Here is a 19955-nt window from a genome sequence, read left to right as displayed (position 1 = left end):
AACCCGTCGTTCCCGCGTCCGGCGGGGACGGCAGGTCGGCCGTTGCGTGTTGCACCACCACCGACGTTCGCTCTATCGGGTAGTCAGGGGTCGTCCCGAACATGGTCCTTCCGCACGCACGCACCGCCCCCGCCGACGAGGCACCCGTCGAGGTCGTCGCCTACTTCGGCGACGACCCGCTGCGGGCCTACCAGCTGCGCCAGTGGCTGCCCGTCCTCGAGCAGCTCGACCGCGTCCACCGCGTCCTGCTCGTCCTGCGGGACCCGGCCACCGCCTGCGCCGTCGCGGGGCAGACCCGGCTGCCGCACGTCCTCGTGCCGAGCTTCGGCGAGCTCACCGAGCTCTACCGGCGCGTGGAGGCGAAGGTCGCGGTCTACGTCAACAACTCGGCGAAGAACTTCCAGTCGCTCGTCGCCCGGTCGATGGTCCACGTCCACGTGAACCACGGCGAGAGCGACAAGATCTGCATGGTGAGCAACCAGGTCAAGGCCTACGACCGGGTGTTCGTCGCCGGCGAGGCCGCGGTCGCGCGGCACCGTGCCGCCCTCATCGGCTTCGACCTCGACCGGCTCGTCCCCGTCGGGCGCCCGCAGCTCGACCTCGTGCCGCCGACGACGCTGCCGTCGAGCGCGCGCCGCACGGTGCTCTACGCCCCCACCTGGGAGGGCGAGGAGCCGTCGAACTGCTACACGACCGTCGACGTCATGGGGCCGCGGATCGTCGCCGAGGCGCTGCGGGTGCCGCAGGTCCGCCTCGTCTACAAGCCGCACCCCCGGGTCGTCTCGAGCACGACGCCGCTCGTCGTCGCGGCGCACCAGGAGATCCTCGACCTGCTCGACGCCGCGAACGCCGTCGACCCGGACGCCGGCCACGTCTACGCCCCGGCGGCCGACATCCTCGGCGTGTTCGGCGCGTGCGACCTCATGGTCACCGACGTGTCGTCGGTCGGCCTCGACTTCCTCTACCTGCACGTCGGCAAGCCCTTGCTCGTCGCCGACCGCTTCGCCGACCCGACCCGGCTGCGCGAGGCGGCGCCGGTGAGCCGCTGCGCGGACGTCGTCGTCCCGGCGACCCTCGACGGCCTCGCGGCGCTCATCGACTCCCGGCTCGCCGACGACCGGCACGCCGCGGCCCGGCTGCAGATGCGCCGGCACTACTTCGGCGACCGGCCGGTCGGCCAGAGCACCCGTGACTTCGTGACCCGGATCGGCGAGATGGTGGCCCTGCGGGACCGGCAGGTCCGCGAGCGCGCCGAGTCCCCGGACGCCGTGGCGGCCGCCGCGCTCGGCGCGCCCGGGTCGTTCGGCGACCCGCGCCTCGACGAGGCCTGGACGAGCGGCGACACGCCGAGGACGACGCCGGCGCACCCCGCCGGCGCGGCCGGCCCGGCGGACCAGGACCCGTCGGTCCGGGGGGAGGCCGCCACACCCGGGCGCCGGCCGGCCGCCGTCCAGGCCGTCGTGCTCGCCGCGGGGATGGGGACCCGGCTCGGGATGCCCTTCCCGAAGCCGCTCACCCCGCTCTCCGACGGGCGCAGCATCATCGCCCAGCAGCTGGACAACCTCGGTGAGACGTTCGGCACGGCGCTGCGCACCACGGTCGTCGTCGGGTTCCGCCCCGACCTCGTCATGGGCGCGGTCGCCCCGGAGCACCCCGTGAGCTTCGTGCTCAACGAGCGCTACGAGCGGACGAACACGTCGAAGTCCCTGCTCGCGGCCCTGCGCGCGTCCGGCCCGGGCGGCGTCCTGTGGCTCAACGGCGACGTCGTCTTCGACGGCCGGCTCCTCGGGAAGGTCGCCCCGCTCGTCGCGGCGGAGCAGAGCTTCGTCTGCGTCAACGACGCGGCGTGCGGCGACGAGGAGGTCAAGTACCGGGTCGACGACTACGGTTTTGTTACCGTGTTGTCGAAGAGCGTTACCGACGGTCTCGGCGAGGCCGTCGGGATCAACTACATCGCGTCGCAGGACAAGGCGGCGCTCGTCGAGCATCTCGAGGCCTGCGCGGACCAGGACTACTTCGAGCGCGGGATCGAGACCGCGATCGAGAAGGGTCTGAAGGTTCGCCCGGTCGACATCTCGGAGTACTTCGCCGTAGAGGTCGACTTCACGGCAGACCTGGAGCGTGCGAACCAGGAGGTGAGCAGGACCGTCACGTCCGCCGCGTAGGCACCCGGAGCCGCTCCGGTCCCCTGCGCGGGCCGGAAGGGCGGCGCTCTATGAGTGCCAACGGTGTCTTCGGCCCGAGCACAGCGTTGCTCGGCCACCGCGGCTGCGGCCGCGGCGTCGTCGAGGGGTTCCCCGAGAACTCGCTCGACTCCTTCCTCGCTGCCGTCTCCTTCGGGGTCGACTGGCTCGAGGTGGACGTCCGCCGCACCCGGGACGACGTCCTCGTCGTGGTCCACGACCCGGCCCGGGACGACGGCGTGTTCTGGGCCGACCTCACCGGTGCCGAGGCCGTCGCGAGCGGCCTGGTGACGCTCGAGGGGCTCATGGAGGCCCTCCCGGACGGGATCGGCGTCGACTTCGACGTCAAGACCTCCCTCGAGGACGCCCCGCTCGACCGCTCCCGGACGACGATGGGCCTGCTCGGGCCGGTGCTGCGCCGCGAGTCCTCGCGCCGCCCCGTGCTCGTGACGTCCTTCGACGCCGGCGCCCTGGAGATCTGCCACGAGCAGGCCCCGGGCGTCGCCCGCGGGCTGCTCACGTGGGTCGAGTTCCCGGTCGGGCACGCGGTCGCCTCGGCGGCCCACCTCGGCGTCCAGGTGCTCGCGCTCCACGGCGGGTCGCTCAAGCCCAACCGCCGTGAGCCCCAGCACCTGCAGCGGCCGCTGCACAAGGTCGTGGACGTGGCGCACGCGAGCGGGCTCGAGCTCATGGCCTGGTGCCCCGGGGTCGCCTTCGCCCGGCGGCTCGTCGCGGCCGGCGTGGACGCCCTGTGCGTCAACGACGTCCCCACGGTCGTCCGCGAGCTGCGCGAACGTGAGGTCGGGAGGGCTCTGTCGGCCTGACCGCGTGTCGTGCCGGTCCCGCGGGCCCGATCGATGGGATAAACGCAGCAAGGCCCCTCGCAGTATGCGTGCGAGGGGCCTTGCCATGGGTCGACGTCGTCGTCCTCGCGGACACCCGGCCTCGCCCTCGAGGGGGATCGGCCGAACACCGTCGCGGACGGGTCGTCGAACCGTCGGTCACCTGCCCCGGCCGGCGCCGAGGGCTCCGTCCTGGTCGGGTGACCGCGGGTCGTGCGGACGGGTCCGCTCGCCCCGCGCCGTCGGTGCGCGGTGGTCCCGGACACCGGTTGCTGCGTCCTCACCCGGGTCTCCCCGCGATCGGTCGCGCTCGCCGGCGCCGCCCCGGTGGGCCGCCCGGACGAACCGGACGTCTCCACCGGATCCCCCGGAGGTCCTCCGGGTTCGACCACCGTTCCCGGTGGCGTGGGAGATTTCTACGCCTGTCCGAAGGCGTCCGCAAGCCCCCTCGGGGAACTTTCTTCGGGGCCGAAACCCGTTGTGGGTCAACGGGTTCCGCGATTCTCCACGGCCTGTGGACGAACCTGTGGGAAACGTGTGCAGAACTGCCCCGAAGCGGTGGACAGGCTGTGTGCGACAGGGCGTCACATGTGCACAAGGTGTGGACAGCAGCCCTTCGTGAGCACGCGACGCCGCTGCGCGACCGCGTAGAAAAAGTCACGCCGCGGCCGGTCCGTGCCACGGGCGGCAGGTCCTAGGGTGGCCGTGTGAGTGACGTCCTCGGGCTGCCGAAGCACCTCGCCGACCTCGGCAGGTGCGTCGTCGTGGGCGTCGTCAACGTCACCCCCGACTCCTTCAGCGACGGCGGGCTCTGGTTCGAGCCCGAGGACGCGGTGGCCCACGGGCTCGCGCTCCTGCGCGACGGTGCCGACGTCCTCGACGTCGGCGGGGAGTCGACCCGCCCCGGCGCACCCCGGATCCCGCTCGCGGAGGAGATGCGGCGCGTGCTGCCCGTCGTCCGCGGGCTCCGGGCGGAGGGGGCGGTCGTCAGCATCGACACGATGCGGGCCGAGGTCGCCGACGCCGCGCTCGCCGCGGGGGCCCACATCGTCAACGACGTGAGCGGGGGCCTGGCCGACCCGACGATGGCGAGCCTCGTCGCCGACGCCGGGGTGCCCTTCGTCGCGATGCACTGGCGCGGCCAGAGCGACCGGATGGAGCAGCTCACGCAGTACGACGACGTCGTGGCCGACGTCGTGGCCGAGCTCACCGCCCGGCTCGACGCGCTCGTCACGGCCGGCGTCGACCCGCGCCAGGTGGTCCTCGACCCGGGCCTGGGGTTCGCCAAGAAGCTGCACCACAACTGGACGCTGCTCGCGCACCTGGACGCGCTGGCGGCCATCGGCCGGCCGCTGCTCGTCGGGGCGTCGCGCAAGCGGTTCCTCGGCGCGCTCGTCGCCGGGCCGGACGGCGCACCCGCGCCGGTCGAGGAGAGGGACGCCGCCACCGCCGCGACGAGCGCGCTCGCCGCCGCGGCCGGGGCGTGGGGGGTCAGGGTGCACGAGGTGCGCCCGTCGGTCGACGCGGTCAAGGTGGTCGCCGCGGTCGACGCCGCCCGGAGGGCCCGTCCGGGCCCGCCGGAGCGGGCCGGCGTGACATCACGGGCCACCGTGTCGCAACAGGAGTGGGGATGATGCTTCCACCGGTTCTCGACGACCACGGACGGCCCCTGGACCAGATCCGTATCGTCGGGCTGACGGCGACCGGGCACCACGGCGTGTTCGAGCACGAGCGCCGCGACGGCCAGGCCTTCACCGTCGACGTCATCCTCCACCTCGACATCCGCGCGGCGGCGGCGAGCGACGACCTCGACGACACCGTCGACTACGGGTCGCTCTCGGTCGACCTCGCGGACGCCGTCCGGGGTACGCCGCTCAACCTCATCGAGACCCTCGCGTCGAGACTGGCGCTCATGTGCCTGGCCGACCCGCGGATCGCGGTCGCGGACGTCGTCCTCCACAAGCCGCAGGCGCCGATCCCGGAGTCGTTCGCGGACGTTATGATCGTCGTGCGGCGCAGCCGGGCCGACCTGGAGAGCCGCGACCCGCAGCAGGAGCTGTCCTGGATGCAGGAGGGCCCGCCACGGTGACCTCGCCGGACGACACCCCGGACCGGCCGGTCACGGCGGTCGTCGCCCTCGGCACGAACCTCGGGGACCGGTTCGGCACGCTGCGCTCGGCCGTCGGCGGTCTCGACGCCTTCGAGGGCGTCCGGGTCCGGGCGGCCTCCGGGGTGTTCGAGACCGACCCGGTCGGCCCCGAGCAGCCCGACTACCTCAACGCCGTCCTGCTCCTGCACACCCGGCTCTCCGCGCTCGAGCTGCTCGCGGCCTGCCAGCAGGTCGAGAACGACCACGGCCGGGTCCGGACGGTGCGCTGGGGCGCCCGGACGCTCGACGTCGACGTCGTCGACTACGACGGCCTCGTCGTGACGACCCCGGTGCTCGGCCTGCCGCACCCGCGGGCCGCGGAGCGCGCGTTCGTGCTCGTGCCGTGGCTCGACGTCGACCCGGACGCGGTGCTGCCGACGCCGGCCGGCCCGCGGCGCGCCGCCGACCTGCTCGCGGGGCTGTCCGCCGCGGACGTCGCGGGGGTCCGGCCACGGCCCGACCTCGCGCTCGAGGTGCCCGTATGACGCCCGCGCGGCCCTGGACGGCCGTGCTCGCCGCCGTCGTCGTCACCGCGCTCGGCTGGGCCGGCCTGCGGCTGTGGACGCGGACCGGCGGGACGTACGTGCCGCTGCCGTGGACGGCGGTCGCCGGGACGGCGGCCCTCGCGCTCGTCGTGCTCGCCCTCGGCACCCCGGTGCGGCGCTGGGTCTCCGGCCGCCGTGACCGCGCGCTCGACCCGCTCGTCGCCGCCCGGACCGTCGTCCTCGCCAAGGCGGCCGCCTACGGCGGCGCCGTGCTCGTCGGCTGGTACGCCGCCCAGGCCCTGGTGATCCTGCCCGACGTCGTCGGCGCCCGCCGGACCAGGCTCGTGCTCGCGACCCTCGCGGCGGTCGCGTCGCTCGGGGTGTCCGTCGCCGGGTTCGTCGTCCAGCGCTGGTGCCGGGTCCCCCCGGACGACGAGGGCGGCGCCGGCCTGAGCGCCTAGATCGGCGGCTGCGGGTCGCCCTCCGGTGGCCCGGACCCGTTGCGGCGCAACCGGTACACCTCGGCGTCGAGGCGGCGGATCCGCGGCGCCGCCCACAGGTAGCGGCCGACGACGGCGCCGAGCAGCGCCGCCGCGAGCAGGAGCAGCCCGAGCTGGCCCACGAGGAACACCAAGCCGTCCAACGCGTTCACGTCCGCGGGCTCCCTTCGACGACGACCTCGACGCGCCGGTTCTTCGCCCGGTTGTCGGCGGAGATGTTGGGGACCGCCGGCCGCAACGAGGAGAAGCCGGTGGCGTCGATCCGGCCGGCCTTCGCGCCGCGGCTGCGCAGGTACTCCGAGACGGCGACCGCGCGCTGCAGCGACAGCGGCTGGTTGCGGGTGTCGAAGCCGGTGTTGTCGGCGTGCCCGCCGACCTTCAGGGCCGTCGCAGGGTGCGTCCGCAGCCACAGGACGAGGACGTCGAGCCGCGCGCGGGCCGCCCGGTCCAGCGAGGCCGAGTTCGACGCGAACCGCACGGTGACCGTCTGCGTGGCGGCAGGGGCGTCGGTGCCGCCCGCCGTGCCGTCCGCCGTCGTGCCGCCGCCGGGCGTCGAGCCCGGTGCGCACGGCGGCCCGGCCGCGTCGGCCTCGGCGGCGTCCGCGACGCGCACGACCCGGGCGCCGTCGATCCCGGCGAGCGCGGCGGCCGCCTCGGTCATCCGCCCGAGGTCGTCGACGGCGACGAGGGTGGCGTCCCGGCCCGACCAGGCGACCCGGGTGCCCGCGGCGAGCCCGGCGTCCGCGAGCGCCGCGCACCCGCGGACCTCGAGGTCGGCCTGGGTGCGCAGCGCCGTCCACAGCGCGCCGCCGACGACGGTCGCGGCGAGCAGGCCCGCGACGACCGGCACCGCGGCGACAGGGCCGGTCGCGCCCGACCGCGGGCGCGCGCCTGCGCGGCGTCGTCCGGGTGCCGGGGCGTTCTCGGTGTCGATACCCGGGGGACGCCCGCCGCGGTCGCGAGGTTGTCAGACGGCAGGCAGGAGGTCCCTGCCGCGCTGGTCGAAGGGACCGACCCGCCCACGGCTGACGCCCGCGGCGTGCAGTCCCGCGGGCGTGCGGCTCATCGTCGGCTGACCGCTGCGCGCCGCAGCGCCGTGTGCACGGCCCGGGCGGTGAGCAGCCCGGCGAGGCCGCCCTGCCCGTCGTCCGCGGCGACCGGCAGCGCCGGCTCGTCGGTGCGGCTCAGTGCGAGGAACGCGTCCCGCGCCGTGAGCGGCAGCCGCAGGCCGTCGCCCGCCGCGGTGCGGTGGTACCCCTCCGGCGCCGGCTCGAGGTCCGCCCCCGTGATCGGGGTGAACGCCAGCCGGCGCAGCGTCGTGTCGCCCCCGACGAACGCGGCGACCGCGTCGTTCGCGGGGGCCGCGAGCAGCGTCGCCGGGTCGGCGAGCTGGTCCAGCCGGCCGCCCGGGCCGAGGACGGCGACCCGGTCGGCGACCCGGACCGCCTCGTCGAGGTCGTGGGTCACGAAGAGCGCGGTCGTGCCGAGCCGGGTCCGGATCGTCGTGAACTCGTCCTGGAGCCGCTCGCGCTGCACCGGGTCGACGGCGCCGAACGGCTCGTCGAGCAGGAGCACGGGCGGGTCGGCGGCGAGCGCCCGGGCCACGCCGACCCGTTGCTGCTGGCCGCCGGAGAGCTCGTGCGGGTACCGGTCGGCGTAGGTGCCGGTGGGCAGGCCGACGAGGTCGAGGAGCTCGCCGACCCGCTGCCGCACCAGGCCGCGGTCCCAGCCGAGCAGCTCCGGGACGGTCGCGACGTTCTCGCCGACCGTCCGGTGCGGGAACAGGCCGACCCGCTGGATGACGTAGCCGATCCGGCGGCGCAGCCGCACCGGGTCGGTCGCGGTGACGTCCTCGCCGTCGAGGAGGATCCGCCCGCTCGTCGGCTCGACGAGCCGGTTCACCATCCGCAGCGTCGTCGACTTGCCGCAGCCGGACGGCCCGACGAGCGCGAGGACCTCGCCGCGGTGCACGTCGAGGGACAGGTGCCCGACGGCGACGGTGCCGTCGGGGTAGCGCTTGCCGACGCCGTCGAGGGCGATCATGACGTCCGGGTCGACCATGGTCCCCACCCTCGCCCGCCGCCGGGCGGGCGCAACCCAGGACGGCGCAGCCCGGACGGCGCGACGCCTCGCCGGGTGCCGGTGCGGGGTCGGGCCTAGCGTCGTGCGGGTGATCCCGTCCGCCGCCGTCCCGCGCGCCGCGAGCTGCCTGCTCGAGAACGCCTGGGTGTGCCCGGAGTACCTGTCGTCCCGGCGCTCCGAGCTCCTCGCGGCGGTCGTCGCGCACCTGCAGATCACGGTCGTGTCGGTCGCGATCGGGGCGCTCGTCGCGCTGCCGCTGGCCCTGCTCGCCCGCCGGGTGCGCGGCCTGCGGCCGGTCGTCCTCGGGGCGTCGACGGCGCTCTACACGGTGCCGTCCCTCGCCCTGTTCTCCCTGCTGCTGCCGTTCACCGGGCTGTCCCGGACGACCGTCGTCGTCGGGCTCGTCCTGTACTCGCTGACCGTCCTCGTGCGCACGGTGCTCACCGGGCTCGAGGGCGTCCCCGAGGAGGTCCGGGACGCCGCGCGCGGCATGGGCTTCGCGCCGTCCGCGCTGCTGTGGCGGGTCGAGCTGCCGCTCGCGCTGCCCGTCGTCGTCTCCGGGCTGCGGGTCGCGACGGTCTCGACGGTCGCGTTGACGACGGTCGGCACGATCGTCGGCAACGGCGGCCTCGGCGACCTCGTCTACGACGGGCTGCGGACCGACTTCCGTGCCGAGGTGCTCACGGCGTCCGTGCTGTGCGTCGCGCTCGCGCTGGCGCTCGACGCCGTCCTCCTCGTGGCCGGCCGGCTGCTCGTGCCGTGGCGGCGGGGGGTGGCCTGAGTGGGCTGGCTCACCGGCGCCGTCGCGTGGCTGGCCGACGGTGCGCACTGGCAGGGCGCGGACGGCGTCCCGCAGCGCCTGCTCGAGCACGTCGGGCTCTCGGCGGCGGCGGTCGGCATCGGCTGCCTCGTCGCGCTCCCGCTGGGCCTGTGGCTCGGGCACGTCCGGCGCGGCGGCGCGTTCGCCGTCGCGACGGGCAACCTCGCCCGGGCCGTCCCGACGTTCGCCGTCCTCGTGCTGCTCGCGCTGGCGCCGTCCCCGTTCGGGCTCGGGACGACGTCCACGCTCACCGCGCTCGTCCTGTTCGCCGTGCCGCCGCTGCTGACGAACGCCTACGTCGGCGTGCTCGAGGTGGACCCGGCGGCCGTCGACGCGGCCCGTGGGATGGGGCTGACGTCGTCCCAGGTGCTGCGCCGGGTCGAGCTGCCGCTCGCGGTCCCGCTCGTCATGAACGGGGTGCGGCTGGCGGCCGTCCAGGTCGTCGCGACGGCGACGATCGCGGCGCTCGTCGCCGGCGGCGGCCTCGGCCGCATCATCGTGGAGGGCTTCGGCCGGCAGGACCAGCCGCAGCTGCTCGCCGGGGCGTTCCTCGTGCTCGCCCTCGCGCTCGCCGTCGAGGGCGCGATGGAGCTGCTCCAGCGCCGGGTCGACCCGCTGCGCCGGGCCCGCGGCCGGCGCCGGGCGGCGGCGGCGGCGGGTGCCCAACTGCAGGTGCAGGGTGGTTCGTCCTGAGATCGCATGGTCCCATGCGTGCTGCTCCGAAGAAGACCGCCTTGAAGGCCCTGCCCGTCGTCCTCCTCGCCGCCGTCGGCCTCGCCGCGTGCGGCGGCTCGTCGAACGCCTTCGGCGGTGGCTCGTCGTCCGCCCCGGCCTCCTCGGCGGGGGCGCCGTCGGCGACCGGCTCCGGCGGTGACGAGAAGACCCTCACCGTCGGCGGGGCGAACTTCACCGAGATGCTCGTCATGGAGCAGATGTACGGCCAGCTCCTCACGAAGGCCGGCTACACCGTCGACTACAAGACCGCGGACAACCGCGAGATCTACGCCAAGAGCCTCGCGAGCGGCGAGATCGACGTCGTCCCGGAGTACGCGGCGACGATGGCCGAGTACCTCAACCGGGCCGAGAACGGCCCCGACGCGGCGACGATCGCGACGAACGACGCCGCGGCGACCGTCGCGGCGATGGCGCCGCTCGCCGCGAAGCAGGGGTTCACGGTGCTCGCACCGTCCCCGGCCGCCGACCAGAACGGCTTCGCCGTGACGCAGCAGTTCTCCACGACGAACAAGGTCACGACCCTGTCCCAGCTCGCCGCCCTGAAGAAGCCGGTGCGCCTGGCGGCCGTCGTCGAGTGCGCCGACCGGCCGTTCTGCGCGCCTGGGCTGGAGAAGACCTACGGGATGGACGTCTCCGAGGTGCTCCCGCTCGGCTTCGGCAGTCCGCAGGCCAAGCAGGCCGTGCTGACCGGCAAGGCCGACCTCGTCCTCGTCGGGACGACGGACGGCACGCTCGGCGCCCAGAAGCTCGTCCTGCTCGAGGACGACAAGGGCCTGCAGCTCGCGGACAACCTCGTCCCGGTCGTCAACACCGCCTCGGCCGGCGGGGGCGGCGTCGCGGCCGTGCTCGACCCGCTGTCGAAGGCGCTGACGACGCAGGACCTCGCGCGGCTCAACGCCGAGGTCGACGCGCAGCGCAAGAAGCCCGAGGACGTCGCCAAGGCCTACCTCGAGAGCAAGGGCCTGCTCGGGTAGCAGCCGCGGGAGCAGACTGGCGTCGTGATCCTCCCGAAGGAGCGCGACCCGCGGCTCGTGACGGTCCGGCGCGGCGGGACGCTGACGGACGACGACCACCACCTGCTCGCGCTGTGGGCGGCGGCGTGCGCCGAGCACGTCCTCGGGCTGTTCGAGGCGGCCCGCCCGCAGGACCCGCGGCCGCGGCAGGCGCTCGAGGCGGTCCGGGCGTGGACCCGCGGCGAGGTGGGGATGTCGGTGTCGCGCGCCGCGGGCGGCCACGCGATGGGCGCCGCGCGCGACCTGCGCGGGGCGGCCCGGCACGCCGCGTACGCCGCCGGGCAGGCCGCCGTCGTCGCGCACGTCGCCGAGCACGACCTCGGGGCCGCCGCCTACGCGATCAAGGCCGTCCGGGCGGCCGCGCCGGCCGGGGAGGCCGAGGCCGCGGGGCGCCTGGAGTGCCGGTGGCAGCGGGACCTGCTCCCGGCCGCGGTGCGCGACCTCGTCCTGGAGGACCAGCGGCGGCGCAACGCCATCTGCTGGTCGGTGTTCGAGCCTCTGCCCGGGTGGGGCGCTCAGCCGTAGGTGAAGCTCATGACCTGGAACCGACCGGTGCCGTCGGTGAAGCGGACCACCGCGTAGGAGCGGATCTCGTCCGCCTCGTCGCCGCGGCACAGGACGCTCACGTCCGCGACCGCCTTCGCGACGGGGTCGCAGGTGACGGCGCCGAAGAGCTCGCCCTGGGCGGCCAGGGTCACCGCCGTCGCGAGTGCGGCGGCGTCCACCGAGCCGCCCGGCGTCACGGCCACGGACCCGTCGTGGACGCTGCCGCCGAACCCGCCCACGTCACCTTCGGAGAACGGGTCCATGCCGCCGAGGCCGAGCATCCCGAACATGAGCATCGGGAGCAGTTGGGTCATGAGCAGGGCGAGCAGGCAGACGACCGAGACCACCAGGGCCAGGACGGCGACGGTCCGCGTCGAGTCCCGTCGCGGGGGCGCCGGCGCGTACATGCCCGGCGCGGGCACGTACCCGGGGCCGGGCGGGTGTCCCTGCGTGCCCCAGCCACCGTCTGCGCTCATCGGCCGATCGTGGCACAGGTCCGGCGCGGCGCACCGGGTTCCGGGGAACCGGTCCTCCGGTCGCCGAGCGTGATCGGGGAGCGTGTCCTCGGCGCGTGTCGCGGCCCGGCCGACACGGCGCGTGGCCGGGCTGCCGGGCGCGCCTCGGGCGAACGGGGGACACCCGGCCCGCGTGACCTGGCCCACGATGCGCCTGTGACTGCTGTGACTTGTGGGACACGCCGGAACGTTGACGCTCGGTTACCGGGTGAAGGCCCGGAACGGTCCTAGGGTGTGCCCTCGTGAACGGTCAACACTCCGAGCAGGTGACGCGCGCCTGGGGCCCCACGGCGGCCGCGGCTGTCGTCGCCTGTCTTCCCCCCGCAGCGATGGCCACCAGCATCGGATGCGCCGGCCTGGGCCTGGCGATGGACAGCACGGCGGTCGCCGCGTCAGGCGCCGTCGCGGCCACCGTCGGCATGGTCGCGCAGCGCTCCGCCGGACGGCGGCTGCGCCGACGTCTGCGCCAGGAACGCGCCCGCAACCGCCTCGAGCTGCACGACCTCGAGATCCGGCTCGAGCAGGCGACCCGGCACCTCGCCGAGGCCGTCGCCCTCGCCGAGGCGGCGACCCGGGCGATGTCCGGTGCGCCGCTCGTCCTCACCGCGGAGGGTGCGGTCGTCGCGAAGACGCTCACACCCGCCGCGCAGGCCGCGCTCGTCGCGCAGCCGGTCGCCGCGCCGGTCGTCGAGCCGGCAGCCCCGGTCGCACCGGTCGCCGTCCCGGAGCCGGCGCGCGTCGTCGTCCCGGCCGCCGAGGCCGACACCGAGGTCATCGAGGCCGTCCCGGCCGCGCCCGCCCTGCCGGCCGCGGCCGCGGAGCCGGAGGGGCTCGACCTGCCGGTGCTGCCGCGCCGGGTCGCGGCCGCCGCCGTCTCGGAGCACCTCAAGGACGCCGCCCGGGTCAACGCCGAGGTCGCCGGCCGGGTCGCCGCCCGGCTCGCCGACCCCGTCTTCGGGCAGCCCGTCGTCCCCGCGACGCCCGCCGACCTCTTCACACCGGCGAACGGCCTGCCGGTGGCCGGTGCCGAGACGGACGACGCGGGCTGGTTCGCGCCGCGCCGGTCCGGCAACGGCCTGCCGCCCGCGCCGCTCAGCCCGGCGGTGGGCATCTCGCTCCCGGTCTCGTCCGGCCCGATGTCCGGCAGCGGCATGCCGCCCGGCCAGCGGGAGCCGGTGAGCGGCGCGCTGACGCTCGTCGGGGCCGAGGCGAGGGCGACGCGGCTGCCCGCCCGCCTCGCGGACGCCCGTGTCGTCGACCTGTCGACGCTCGCGCACCCCGAGTCGAGCGGCCTCATCGTCGTCCGCCGGGGCGGCCGGCACGCCGCGCCCCCGGTGGCCGCCGACCACGTGGCCTGACCACCACGACGGCACCGCTCCACGACGGGTCCGCAGAACCGTTGCGCCGCAGCACCTCCGGGTGCTGCGGCGCACTGCGTCCGGGACTGCCCGGTCCGGGGCTACTTGTCGACGTCCCCGACGACGAAGAACGTCGAGCCGAGGATCGCGACCATGTCCGAGACGAGGCAGCCCGGCAGGATCTCGCTGAGCACCTGGACGTTGTTGAAGGACGCCGAGCGCAGCTTGAGCCGCCACGGCACCTTGTCGCCGTTCGACACGAGGTAGTACCCGTTGACGCCCAGCGGGTTCTCGGTCCAGCGGTAGACGTGCCCCTCGGGAACCCGCAGCACCTTGGGCAGCCGCACGTTGATCGGCCCCTGCGGCAGCGACCGCAGGTGGTCCACGCAGACCTCGACGAGGTCGAGCGAGACGTGCACCTGCTCCAGCAGCACCTCCAGCCGGGCCAGGCAGTCGCCGGCGGTGCGCCCGACGACACGCCCCGGCCCGCCCGGGCCGAAGAGCGGCCCGTAGGCGAGGTACGGGTCGTCGCGGCGCAGGTCCATGTCGAGGCCGCTCGCGCGGGCGATCGGGCCGCTCACCCCGTAGGCGGCGGCGAGGTCGGCGGACAGCACACCGACGCCGGCCGTCCGGGCGCGGACGATCGGGTTGCCGACGACGAGCGCCTCGAGGTCGGGCAGCCGGCGCCGGACGGCGTCCACGGCGGAGTCGACGCGGGCGAGCCAGCCCGCGGGCAGGTCCTCCTTGAGGCCGCCGACCCGGTTGAACATGTAGTGCATCCGGCCGCCGGAGATCTCCTCCATGACGGCCTGGAGCTCCTCCCGCTCGCGGAAGGCGTAGAAGACCGGTGTGATCGCGCCGAGCTCGAGCGGGTAGGAGCCGAGGAACATCAGGTGGTTGAGCACCCGGTTCAGCTCGGCGAGCAGGGTCCGGGCCCAGACCGCCCGCTCCGGCACCTCCATGCCGAGCATCTCCTCGGCGGCGAGCACGACGCCGAGCTCGTTGGCGAACGCCGACAGCCAGTCGTGCCGGTTCGCGAGGACGACGATCTGCCGGTAGTCGCGGACCTCGAAGAGCTTCTCGGCGCCGCGGTGCATGTACCCGACGATCGGCTCGGCGGAGACGATCTGCTCGCCGTCCACCCGGATCCGCAGCCGCAGGACACCGTGCGTCGCCGGGTGCTGCGGCCCGATGTTGAGCACCATGTCGGCCGTGGCGAGGCCGCCGGCACCCACCCCGACGGTGAGCTCGCGACGCTCGGCGGCTGTGTCCACGCGCCGAGTCTGCCAGCCGACGGGAACCGGTGTCCCGCGGGTCGCCGTCCATCGGGCGACGACCCCGCTGCGTGAGAGGCTGGCGCCATGTCTGAGCACCCGGGAAACCCGCGGGCGGCCGAGCCCTTCGAGCCGGACGGCGTGCGCTGGTCCGCGGTCTCCCCGCGGCTCGCGTCCGCCCGCCGGGTCAGCGGCTGCGTGCCCCTGGCGGTCCTCGGCCTCGGCTTCGCCGTCGCCGCCCTCGTCGTGCCCTGGTCGCAGTTCTGGCTGCCCGCCGGGTTGTTCCTCGCGGCCGCGGCGTGGACGTGGTGGCTCGCCGGCAGGCAGGCCGCGGCGTGGGCGTACGCCGAGCAGGAGGACGACCTGCTCGTCCGCAGCGGCATCATGTTCCGCCGCATCGTCGTCGTGCCGTACGGCCGGATGCAGTTCGTCGACGTCCACGCCGGCCCGGTCGACCGGCTCTTCCGGATCGCGCGCGTCCAGCTGCACACCGCGTCCGCGGCGAGCGACGCCGCGATCCCCGGGCTGGCGCCCGAGGAGGCCGCGCGGCTGCGCGACCGGCTCTCCTCCCGCGGGCAGTCCCGGCTGGCAGGGCTCTGAGTGGCCGAGCAGCCGGTGACGGAGCGTCCCGCGGCCGGGCCGCCGTCCGGCCGCCCCGCGGCAGCGGACGGCGCCTGGCACCGCGTGCACCCGCTGACCCCCGCGGTGAAGTCGTGGTCCGCGCTCGTCGTCGTCCTCGTCGTCGTGGCCCAGGAGTTCGGCCGGGAGGCGGTCGGCGGCAGCGGCGACACCGGTGACAGCGGCGGCGGCTCCGGCGGGGCGCCCTTCGACGTCCGTGACCTCGGCGGCGGCGTCCTCGCCGGCGGCACGGCGCTCGTCGCGCTCGTCGTCCTGCTCGCCGTCGGGTTCGCCTGGCTGTCCTGGCGGATGACCCGGTACCGGCTCACCGACGAGGCGCTCGAGCTGCACCAGGGCGTGCTGTCGCGGCGGCAGCGGGCCGCCCGGATCGACCGGCTGCAGGCGGTGGACGTCGTCCAGCCGCTCGTCGCGCGGATCTTCGGGCTGGCCCGGCTCAGCGTCGAGGTCGCCGGCTCGGGCGACTCGAAGATCGAGCTCGCGTACCTGACGCACGACCAGGCGACCGGTCTGCGGGCGCACCTGCTCGCCCGCGCCGCCGGTGTCACCTACTCGACGACCGAGGCGCCGGAGGCCCCCGAGCACGCGGTCTTCGAACTGCCCGTGCAGCGTCTCCTCGGCTCGGTCGTGCTCTCCGGCGCGTTCGTCACCGCCGTCGTCGGCGGGCTCGGCCTCGCCGTCGGGGCCGGGGTCGCCGCGGCCTTCGGGGCCCCCTTCGGCTCGGCGTTCGCCGGGATCTTCCCGATGGCGCTCGCCGTCGGCGGCATCCTGTGGACCCGGTTCACGAACGGCTTCGGCTTCCGGGTGGCGTCCTCGCCGGACGGCGTCCGGCTCCGGCACGGCCTGCTCGAGCAGCGCAGCCAGACGGTGCCGCCCGGCCGGGTGCAGGCGGTGCGGCTGCGGCAGCCGCTGCTCTGGCGGCGCTCCGGGTGGTGGAACGTGCGCGTCAACGTCGCCGGCTACGGCGCCGGCGAGCAGCAGGGCGAGGGCGAGACGACGCTGCTGCCCGTCGCGGACCGCGACGAGGCACTCCTCGTGCTCTCGATGGTCGTGCCCGACCTCGGCGTCGCACCGGGAGAGGACCCGCGCCGGCTCGTCGGCACCGCCATGGACGGCAGCGGGCCGGACGGCGGGTTCGTCACCGCGCCCCGCCAGGCGCGCTGGCTCGACCCGTTCGCCTGGCGCAGGACCGGCTACCGGGTGACGGACGAGGTGCTGCTCGTGCGCCGCGGCTGGCTGCACCGCGAGGTGGACGTCGTGCCGCACGCGCGGACCCAGAGCCTCGGGGTCCGGCAGGGGCCGGTCCAGCGCAGGCTGGGCCTGGCGACCTTCGCGGTGCACTCGACGCCCGGCCCGGTCGCACCCGTCGTGCCGCACCTGTCGTCGGTGCAGGCCGCGGCGCTGCTCGCGGAGCAGTCGGTCCGGGCCCGGGCGGCCCGGCTCGCCGCCGGTCCGGAGCGGTGGATGGCCGGCCCCGGCGACGACCTCACACCGGGCGCGGACCCGGCGGCTCCGGCAGTCCCGGCGGCTCCGGCAGTCCCGGCAGCCCCGGCAGCACCGGCTGCGGACGGCCCGCCGCCGACAGCAGCCAGCTGAAGCCGCCGAGCCCGTCGGGGTCGAGCAGCTCGGCGAGCGCGGAGCGTTCCGCGAGCGCCCGCAGGATCGTGGCCGCCGGCAGCGGCGCGCCGGTCGGGTCGTGCGACACCGGGTGCGCACCCGGCCCGGCGGACAGGCCGAGGGCGCGCAGCGCGTCCCGCTGACGGACGACGACCCCGGCGGTCCCGCCGGCGGACCCGGCCGCCGCCGCGACGGCGTCGAGCGCGACGTGCGCGGTGACGTCGCACGAGCCGTCGGGCACCGGGTCGACGAGCAGCCCGCCGCGGTACCCGGCGAGGCTGCCCGCCGGCGGCCGGGCCGTCGCCGTGTGGGCGTAGTCGACCGCGAGCAGCACCGCGCCGTGCGGCGTCGCGGCGCAGCGGGCCGTGAGCTGCGACCACAGGGCGTCCCGGGGGCGGCCCACCTCGGCGCGGGTCCCCGGCGGGAGGCCGGCCAGCGGCCACCAGCGGGCCAGCCACGCCGCGTCGTCCGCCCCGGGCGGGCCGCCGAGGCGCTCGTGCCCGGTCGCCGGGTCGACGAGCACCTCGCGGACGGCGCCGGCGCCGTCGACCTCGACGACCGGGCAGGGGACGACGTCGAGCAGCTCCCAGCCGACGACGAGCGCGTCGTCGAGCAGCGGGAGGTCGTCGAGCAGCGCAGGCACGCCGGCCGACCAGCCGACCGGGCCGGGCAGCGCCGCGGGCCGGGGGACGACGTCGCAGCCGTGCAGGCCCAGCGGCGGTGCGTCCGCGGCGTCCTCGAGCGCGGCCAGGGCGACGAGCAGCTCACCGCGGCCCGCCCCGACGTCGACGACGCGCGAGCAGCCCGCGTGCCGGGCCAGCCGGGCCACCGCCCGGGCGAGCGGCCCGGGCGCCGCGTGGGACGCCGTCCGGAAGTGCCCGGCCGGGCCCTCGGGGCGCCGGTAGAAGCCGGCGGGGCCGTAGAGGGCGTCCGCCCAGGCCGTCACCCAGGGGGCGTACTCCTGCGGGCGTACGCCGACCCGGTGCGGGTCCGACTGCGGGTGACTGCCGTCGACGTCCACGCTGCCTACCCTGGCAGGAATGGAGAGCACCCGCCCCGAGGTCCGGCCCGCCGCCGGCGCGGCAGCCGGCCGGCCCGGCCGCCGGCTGCCCCGCCCGCCGCGGGGCGACGCGGTGCTGGCCGTCGTCATGCTGGGGTTCAGCACCCTCGCGCTCGCCGGCTACACCGGGGCCACGGCCTGGGCCCTGCTGCTCACGCTGGCCCTGTGCGCGCCGCTGGCGTGGCGGCGCAGCCACCCGGAGCCTGCCGCGGGGTTCGTGTTCGCCGCCGCGGCGCTGCAGGTGCTCAGCCCCGGGGTCGGTCCGCTCGTCGCGGACGCCGCCGTCCTGCTCGCGATCTACGCCCTGTCGGCCTACGGGGCCGACTGGGCCCGCCCGGTGGCGTTGCTCGTCGGTCTCGGCGGCGCCCTGGTCGCCGTCCTGCGGTACGGCTCGTCGGTCTGGTCCGGGCAGGACCTCGGCTCGGCCCTGTTCACGCTGGTCTTCCTCGTCGGCTTCCTCGGCATGGTCGTGCTCGTCGTCTGGGGGGTCGGCGTCCTGCGCCGGTCCCGGGTGGCCCGGACCGAGGCGGTCCAGGAGCGGGCCCGGCTCGTGGAGGTCGAGCGCGAGCAGCAGCTGCGGCTCGTCGCCCAGGCCGAGCGCGCCCGGATCGCCCGCGACCTGCACGACGTCGTCGCGCACTCGCTGGCGGTGATGATCACCCAGGCCGACGGTGGCCGCTACGCCGCCCGGAGCAACCCCGACAGCGCCGTGCAGGCCCTGGAAACCATCGCCGAGACCGGTCGCAACGCGCTGTCGGAGATGCGCCGGCTGCTCGGCGTCCTGCGGGACGAGGCGCCGCCGACGTCCGCCACGACACCCCAGCCGGGGCTGGAGGACCTCTCGACCCTCGTCGACGGGCTACGGTCCGGGGGGCTGGCCGTGACGCTCGAGTCGCGCGGCGAGCCGGCGACGCTGCCGCAGGGGATGGGGCTGGCGGCGTACCGGATCGTCCAGGAGGGGTTGACGAACGTGCTCAAGCACGCAGGTCCGCAGGCGACCGCGCGGGTGCACCTGTGGTGGTCGCCGTCCGCGCTCACGGTCGACGTCGTCGACGACGGCCGCGGGGCCGCCGCGGTGGCCCCGGACGACGGGCCCGGCCACGGCCTGCTCGGGATGCGGGAGCGGGCCGCGGTCTACGGTGGCAGCGTCCAGGCCGGGCCGATGCCCGGCGGCGGGTTCGGCGTCCGGGCGGTGTTCCCGCTCGCGTTCACGCCGACGGCGATGCCGGGGGTGCGGGCGTGAGCGAGCAGGGCACGGGCGAGCAGGGCACGAGCGGTGAGGGCACGGGCGGCCGGCGGATCCGGATCCTCCTCGTCGACGACCAGGCGCTGGTCCGGGCCGGCTTCCGGATGGTCATCGACAGCCAGCCCGACCTCGAGGTCGTCGGCGAGGCCGCGGACGGTCTCGCGGGCGTGCAGGCGGTGCAGCGGCTCGCCCCCGACCTCGTCGTCATGGACGTGCGGATGCCCGTCCTCGACGGGATCGAGGCGACCCGCCGGATCGTCGCGCTGCCGGACGCGCCGCGGGTCGTCGTCCTCACGACGTTCGACCTCGACGAGCACGCGCTCGCCGCCATCCGGGCCGGGGCGAGCGGCTTCCTGCTCAAGGACGCGCCGCCGGAGGAGATGCTCGCCGCCCTGCGCACCGTGCACGCCGGGGACGCCGTCATCGCGCCCTCGACGACCCGCCGGCTCCTCGAGCACCTCGCCCCGCACGGCTGCGACCCGGCCGCGCTGCAGTCGGTCGAGCACCTCACCGAACGCGAGCGGGAGGTCCTCGTCGCGATGGCGCGGGGCTGGTCGAACTCCGAGATCGCCACCCGGCTCTTCGTCGCCGAGGGCACGGTGAAGACCCATGTCGGGCGGATCCTCGCCAAGCTCGACGCCCGGGACCGGGTGCAGGCCGTCATCGTCGCCTACGACGCCGGGCTCGTCCGTCCCGGCGGCTGACGCGGGTCCGACGAAGGGTACGACCCAGGGGGTACCGGGAGGCGGTGGGAACACCACCGGCGAGAGACGACCCGGCCACCGGTCCGCTGCGACCGTCGAGGTATGACCGAACTCGACAGCACGAACTCCTGGAACGCCGGTGTCCCCGGCTCCCCGCCCCGGCCCGGTGCCGACGTCGCGGGCCTCGTGG

The 19955-nt window shown here is 75.9% G+C and carries 21 protein-coding genes; 15 read left to right on the top strand and 6 right to left on the bottom strand.

Features of this window, described 5'->3' with window-relative positions; all coding sequences use genetic code 11:
• The first annotated feature begins 101 nt into the window (after positions 1-101).
• From EDJALFJO_RS33890 to EDJALFJO_RS32920, 6 genes are all read left to right on the top strand, one after another.
• The gene (locus tag EDJALFJO_RS33890; protein WP_143448925.1) at positions 102-2165 is read left to right on the top strand and encodes an NTP transferase domain-containing protein; all 2064 of its coding nucleotides are present in this window, start codon (positions 102-104) and stop codon (positions 2163-2165) included.
• Between the two features lie 50 nt (positions 2166-2215).
• On the top strand, positions 2216-3007 hold the full coding sequence (locus EDJALFJO_RS32940; protein WP_088290861.1) for a glycerophosphodiester phosphodiesterase: 792 nt from the start codon (positions 2216-2218) through the stop codon (positions 3005-3007).
• A 725-nt stretch (positions 3008-3732) separates the two neighbouring features.
• Entirely contained in the window at positions 3733-4659 is a 927-nt protein-coding gene (gene folP / locus EDJALFJO_RS32935; RefSeq protein ID WP_233150182.1) for a dihydropteroate synthase, read from the top strand.
• Positions 4656-5114, top strand: coding sequence for a dihydroneopterin aldolase (gene folB / locus EDJALFJO_RS32930; RefSeq protein ID WP_233150181.1), 459 nt, complete (start codon positions 4656-4658; stop codon positions 5112-5114). Before folP ends, folB begins: the two co-directional genes overlap by 4 nt.
• Positions 5111-5659, top strand: coding sequence for a 2-amino-4-hydroxy-6-hydroxymethyldihydropteridine diphosphokinase (folK, locus tag EDJALFJO_RS32925; protein ID WP_088290860.1), 549 nt, complete (start codon positions 5111-5113; stop codon positions 5657-5659). Before folB ends, folK begins: the two co-directional genes overlap by 4 nt.
• Positions 5656-6120, top strand: a complete 465-nt coding sequence (locus EDJALFJO_RS32920) for a DUF3180 domain-containing protein (protein ID WP_088290859.1) — start codon at positions 5656-5658, stop codon at positions 6118-6120. Before folK ends, EDJALFJO_RS32920 begins: the two co-directional genes overlap by 4 nt.
• Here the strand turns inward: EDJALFJO_RS32920 and EDJALFJO_RS32915 are convergent.
• The 3 genes from EDJALFJO_RS32915 to EDJALFJO_RS32905 form a co-directional block, all read right to left on the bottom strand.
• Positions 6117-6311 carry a hypothetical protein gene (locus EDJALFJO_RS32915; protein WP_088290858.1) on the bottom strand — a complete coding sequence of 65 codons (195 nt, stop codon included), beginning with the start codon at positions 6309-6311 and terminating at the stop codon, positions 6117-6119. The genes EDJALFJO_RS32920 and EDJALFJO_RS32915 overlap by 4 nt on opposite strands.
• A complete protein-coding gene (locus tag EDJALFJO_RS32910; RefSeq protein ID WP_088290857.1) occupies positions 6308-7009 on the bottom strand; it encodes an OmpA family protein in 702 nt (233 codons plus the stop codon). The genes EDJALFJO_RS32915 and EDJALFJO_RS32910 overlap by 4 nt, the downstream gene beginning before the upstream one ends.
• Before the next feature lie 212 nt (positions 7010-7221).
• On the bottom strand, positions 7222-8220 hold the full coding sequence (locus tag EDJALFJO_RS32905; protein WP_233150180.1) for an ABC transporter ATP-binding protein: 999 nt from the start codon (positions 8218-8220) through the stop codon (positions 7222-7224).
• Between the two features lie 109 nt (positions 8221-8329).
• Between EDJALFJO_RS32905 and EDJALFJO_RS32900 the strand changes: the two genes are divergently transcribed.
• Genes EDJALFJO_RS32900 through EDJALFJO_RS32885 form a run of 4 tightly spaced genes read left to right on the top strand, consistent with a single transcriptional unit; the run spans position 8330 to position 11334 of the window.
• Positions 8330-9022: an ABC transporter permease gene (locus EDJALFJO_RS32900; RefSeq protein ID WP_198950875.1), complete on the top strand. Its 693-nt coding sequence runs from the start codon at positions 8330-8332 to the stop codon at positions 9020-9022.
• Positions 9023-9754 carry an ABC transporter permease gene (locus EDJALFJO_RS32895; RefSeq protein WP_088290855.1) on the top strand — a complete coding sequence of 244 codons (732 nt, stop codon included), beginning with the start codon at positions 9023-9025 and terminating at the stop codon, positions 9752-9754.
• A gap of 14 nt (positions 9755-9768) precedes the next feature.
• Positions 9769-10770, top strand: a complete 1002-nt coding sequence (locus EDJALFJO_RS32890; protein WP_088290854.1) for an ABC transporter substrate-binding protein — start codon at positions 9769-9771, stop codon at positions 10768-10770.
• A gap of 24 nt (positions 10771-10794) precedes the next feature.
• Positions 10795-11334 (top strand): putative immunity protein, encoded by a 540-nt coding sequence (locus EDJALFJO_RS32885; protein ID WP_088290853.1) that lies wholly within the window; start codon positions 10795-10797, stop codon positions 11332-11334.
• Here EDJALFJO_RS32885 and EDJALFJO_RS32880 read toward each other — a convergent pair.
• A complete protein-coding gene (locus EDJALFJO_RS32880) occupies positions 11325-11831 on the bottom strand; it encodes a hypothetical protein (protein WP_088290852.1) in 507 nt (168 codons plus the stop codon). The genes EDJALFJO_RS32885 and EDJALFJO_RS32880 overlap by 10 nt on opposite strands.
• A 368-nt stretch (positions 11832-12199) precedes the next feature.
• Here EDJALFJO_RS32880 and EDJALFJO_RS32875 point away from each other — a divergent pair, with 368 nt between their 5' ends.
• Positions 12200-13228: a hypothetical protein gene (locus tag EDJALFJO_RS32875; RefSeq protein WP_088290851.1), complete on the top strand. Its 1029-nt coding sequence runs from the start codon at positions 12200-12202 to the stop codon at positions 13226-13228.
• 101 nt (positions 13229-13329) lie between these two features.
• Here the strand turns inward: EDJALFJO_RS32875 and EDJALFJO_RS32870 are convergent, their stop codons facing one another.
• Positions 13330-14433 (bottom strand): NADH-quinone oxidoreductase subunit D, encoded by a 1104-nt coding sequence (locus EDJALFJO_RS32870; RefSeq protein WP_088290868.1) that lies wholly within the window; start codon positions 14431-14433, stop codon positions 13330-13332.
• A gap of 156 nt (positions 14434-14589) precedes the next feature.
• On the opposite strand from EDJALFJO_RS32870, the gene EDJALFJO_RS32865 reads away from it, so the two are divergent.
• Both EDJALFJO_RS32865 and EDJALFJO_RS32860 read left to right on the top strand, forming a co-directional pair.
• The gene (locus EDJALFJO_RS32865; RefSeq protein ID WP_088290850.1) at positions 14590-15102 is read left to right on the top strand and encodes a PH domain-containing protein; all 513 of its coding nucleotides are present in this window, start codon (positions 14590-14592) and stop codon (positions 15100-15102) included.
• A 15-nt stretch (positions 15103-15117) separates the two neighbouring features.
• The gene (locus EDJALFJO_RS32860) at positions 15118-16734 is read left to right on the top strand and encodes a PH domain-containing protein (RefSeq protein ID WP_088290849.1); all 1617 of its coding nucleotides are present in this window, start codon (positions 15118-15120) and stop codon (positions 16732-16734) included.
• Here the strand turns inward: EDJALFJO_RS32860 and EDJALFJO_RS32855 are convergent.
• Positions 16625-17776, bottom strand: coding sequence for an SAM-dependent methyltransferase (locus EDJALFJO_RS32855; RefSeq protein WP_198950874.1), 1152 nt, complete (start codon positions 17774-17776; stop codon positions 16625-16627). The two genes, EDJALFJO_RS32860 and EDJALFJO_RS32855, sit on opposite strands and share 110 nt — an antisense overlap.
• Before the next feature lie 19 nt (positions 17777-17795).
• On the opposite strand from EDJALFJO_RS32855, the gene EDJALFJO_RS32850 reads away from it, so the two are divergent.
• Together EDJALFJO_RS32850 and EDJALFJO_RS32845 are read left to right on the top strand one after the other, a co-directional pair.
• Complete coding sequence (locus tag EDJALFJO_RS32850; RefSeq protein ID WP_088290848.1) at positions 17796-19058, top strand: sensor histidine kinase; 1263 nt, start codon at positions 17796-17798, stop codon at positions 19056-19058.
• On the top strand, positions 19055-19765 hold the full coding sequence (locus EDJALFJO_RS32845; protein ID WP_233150178.1) for a response regulator transcription factor: 711 nt from the start codon (positions 19055-19057) through the stop codon (positions 19763-19765). Before EDJALFJO_RS32850 ends, EDJALFJO_RS32845 begins: the two co-directional genes overlap by 4 nt.
• The last annotated feature ends 190 nt before the right edge of the window (positions 19766-19955 follow it).

It is taken from the genome of Kineosporia sp. A_224 (genome assembly GCF_002198655.1).
In the GTDB taxonomy this organism is placed as follows: Bacteria; Actinomycetota; Actinomycetes; order Actinomycetales; family Kineosporiaceae; genus R-H-3.
This window is presented reverse-complemented; position numbering and strand designations above follow the sequence as displayed.

Excerpts from the sequence above, each read along its gene's own strand:
- EDJALFJO_RS33890 (WP_143448925.1), top strand. The coding sequence starts at position 102 with ATGGTCCTTCCGCACGCACGCACCGCCCCCGCCGACGAGGCACCCGTC.
- EDJALFJO_RS32875 (WP_088290851.1), top strand. The coding sequence starts at position 12,200 with ATGGCCACCAGCATCGGATGCGCCGGCCTGGGCCTGGCGATGGACAGC.
- EDJALFJO_RS32920 (WP_088290859.1), top strand. The coding sequence starts at position 5,656 with ATGACGCCCGCGCGGCCCTGGACGGCCGTGCTCGCCGCCGTCGTCGTC.
- EDJALFJO_RS32905 (WP_233150180.1), bottom strand. The coding sequence starts at position 8,220 with ATGGTCGACCCGGACGTCATGATCGCCCTCGACGGCGTCGGCAAGCGC.
- EDJALFJO_RS32890 (WP_088290854.1), top strand. The coding sequence starts at position 9,769 with ATGCGTGCTGCTCCGAAGAAGACCGCCTTGAAGGCCCTGCCCGTCGTC.
- EDJALFJO_RS32865 (WP_088290850.1), top strand. The coding sequence starts at position 14,590 with ATGTCTGAGCACCCGGGAAACCCGCGGGCGGCCGAGCCCTTCGAGCCG.
- EDJALFJO_RS32870 (WP_088290868.1), bottom strand. The coding sequence starts at position 14,433 with ATGGTGCTCAACATCGGGCCGCAGCACCCGGCGACGCACGGTGTCCTG.
- folB (WP_233150181.1), top strand. The coding sequence starts at position 4,656 with ATGATGCTTCCACCGGTTCTCGACGACCACGGACGGCCCCTGGACCAG.
- EDJALFJO_RS32850 (WP_088290848.1), top strand. The coding sequence starts at position 17,796 with ATGGAGAGCACCCGCCCCGAGGTCCGGCCCGCCGCCGGCGCGGCAGCC.
- EDJALFJO_RS32940 (WP_088290861.1), top strand. The coding sequence starts at position 2,216 with ATGAGTGCCAACGGTGTCTTCGGCCCGAGCACAGCGTTGCTCGGCCAC.
- EDJALFJO_RS32880 (WP_088290852.1), bottom strand. The coding sequence starts at position 11,831 with ATGAGCGCAGACGGTGGCTGGGGCACGCAGGGACACCCGCCCGGCCCC.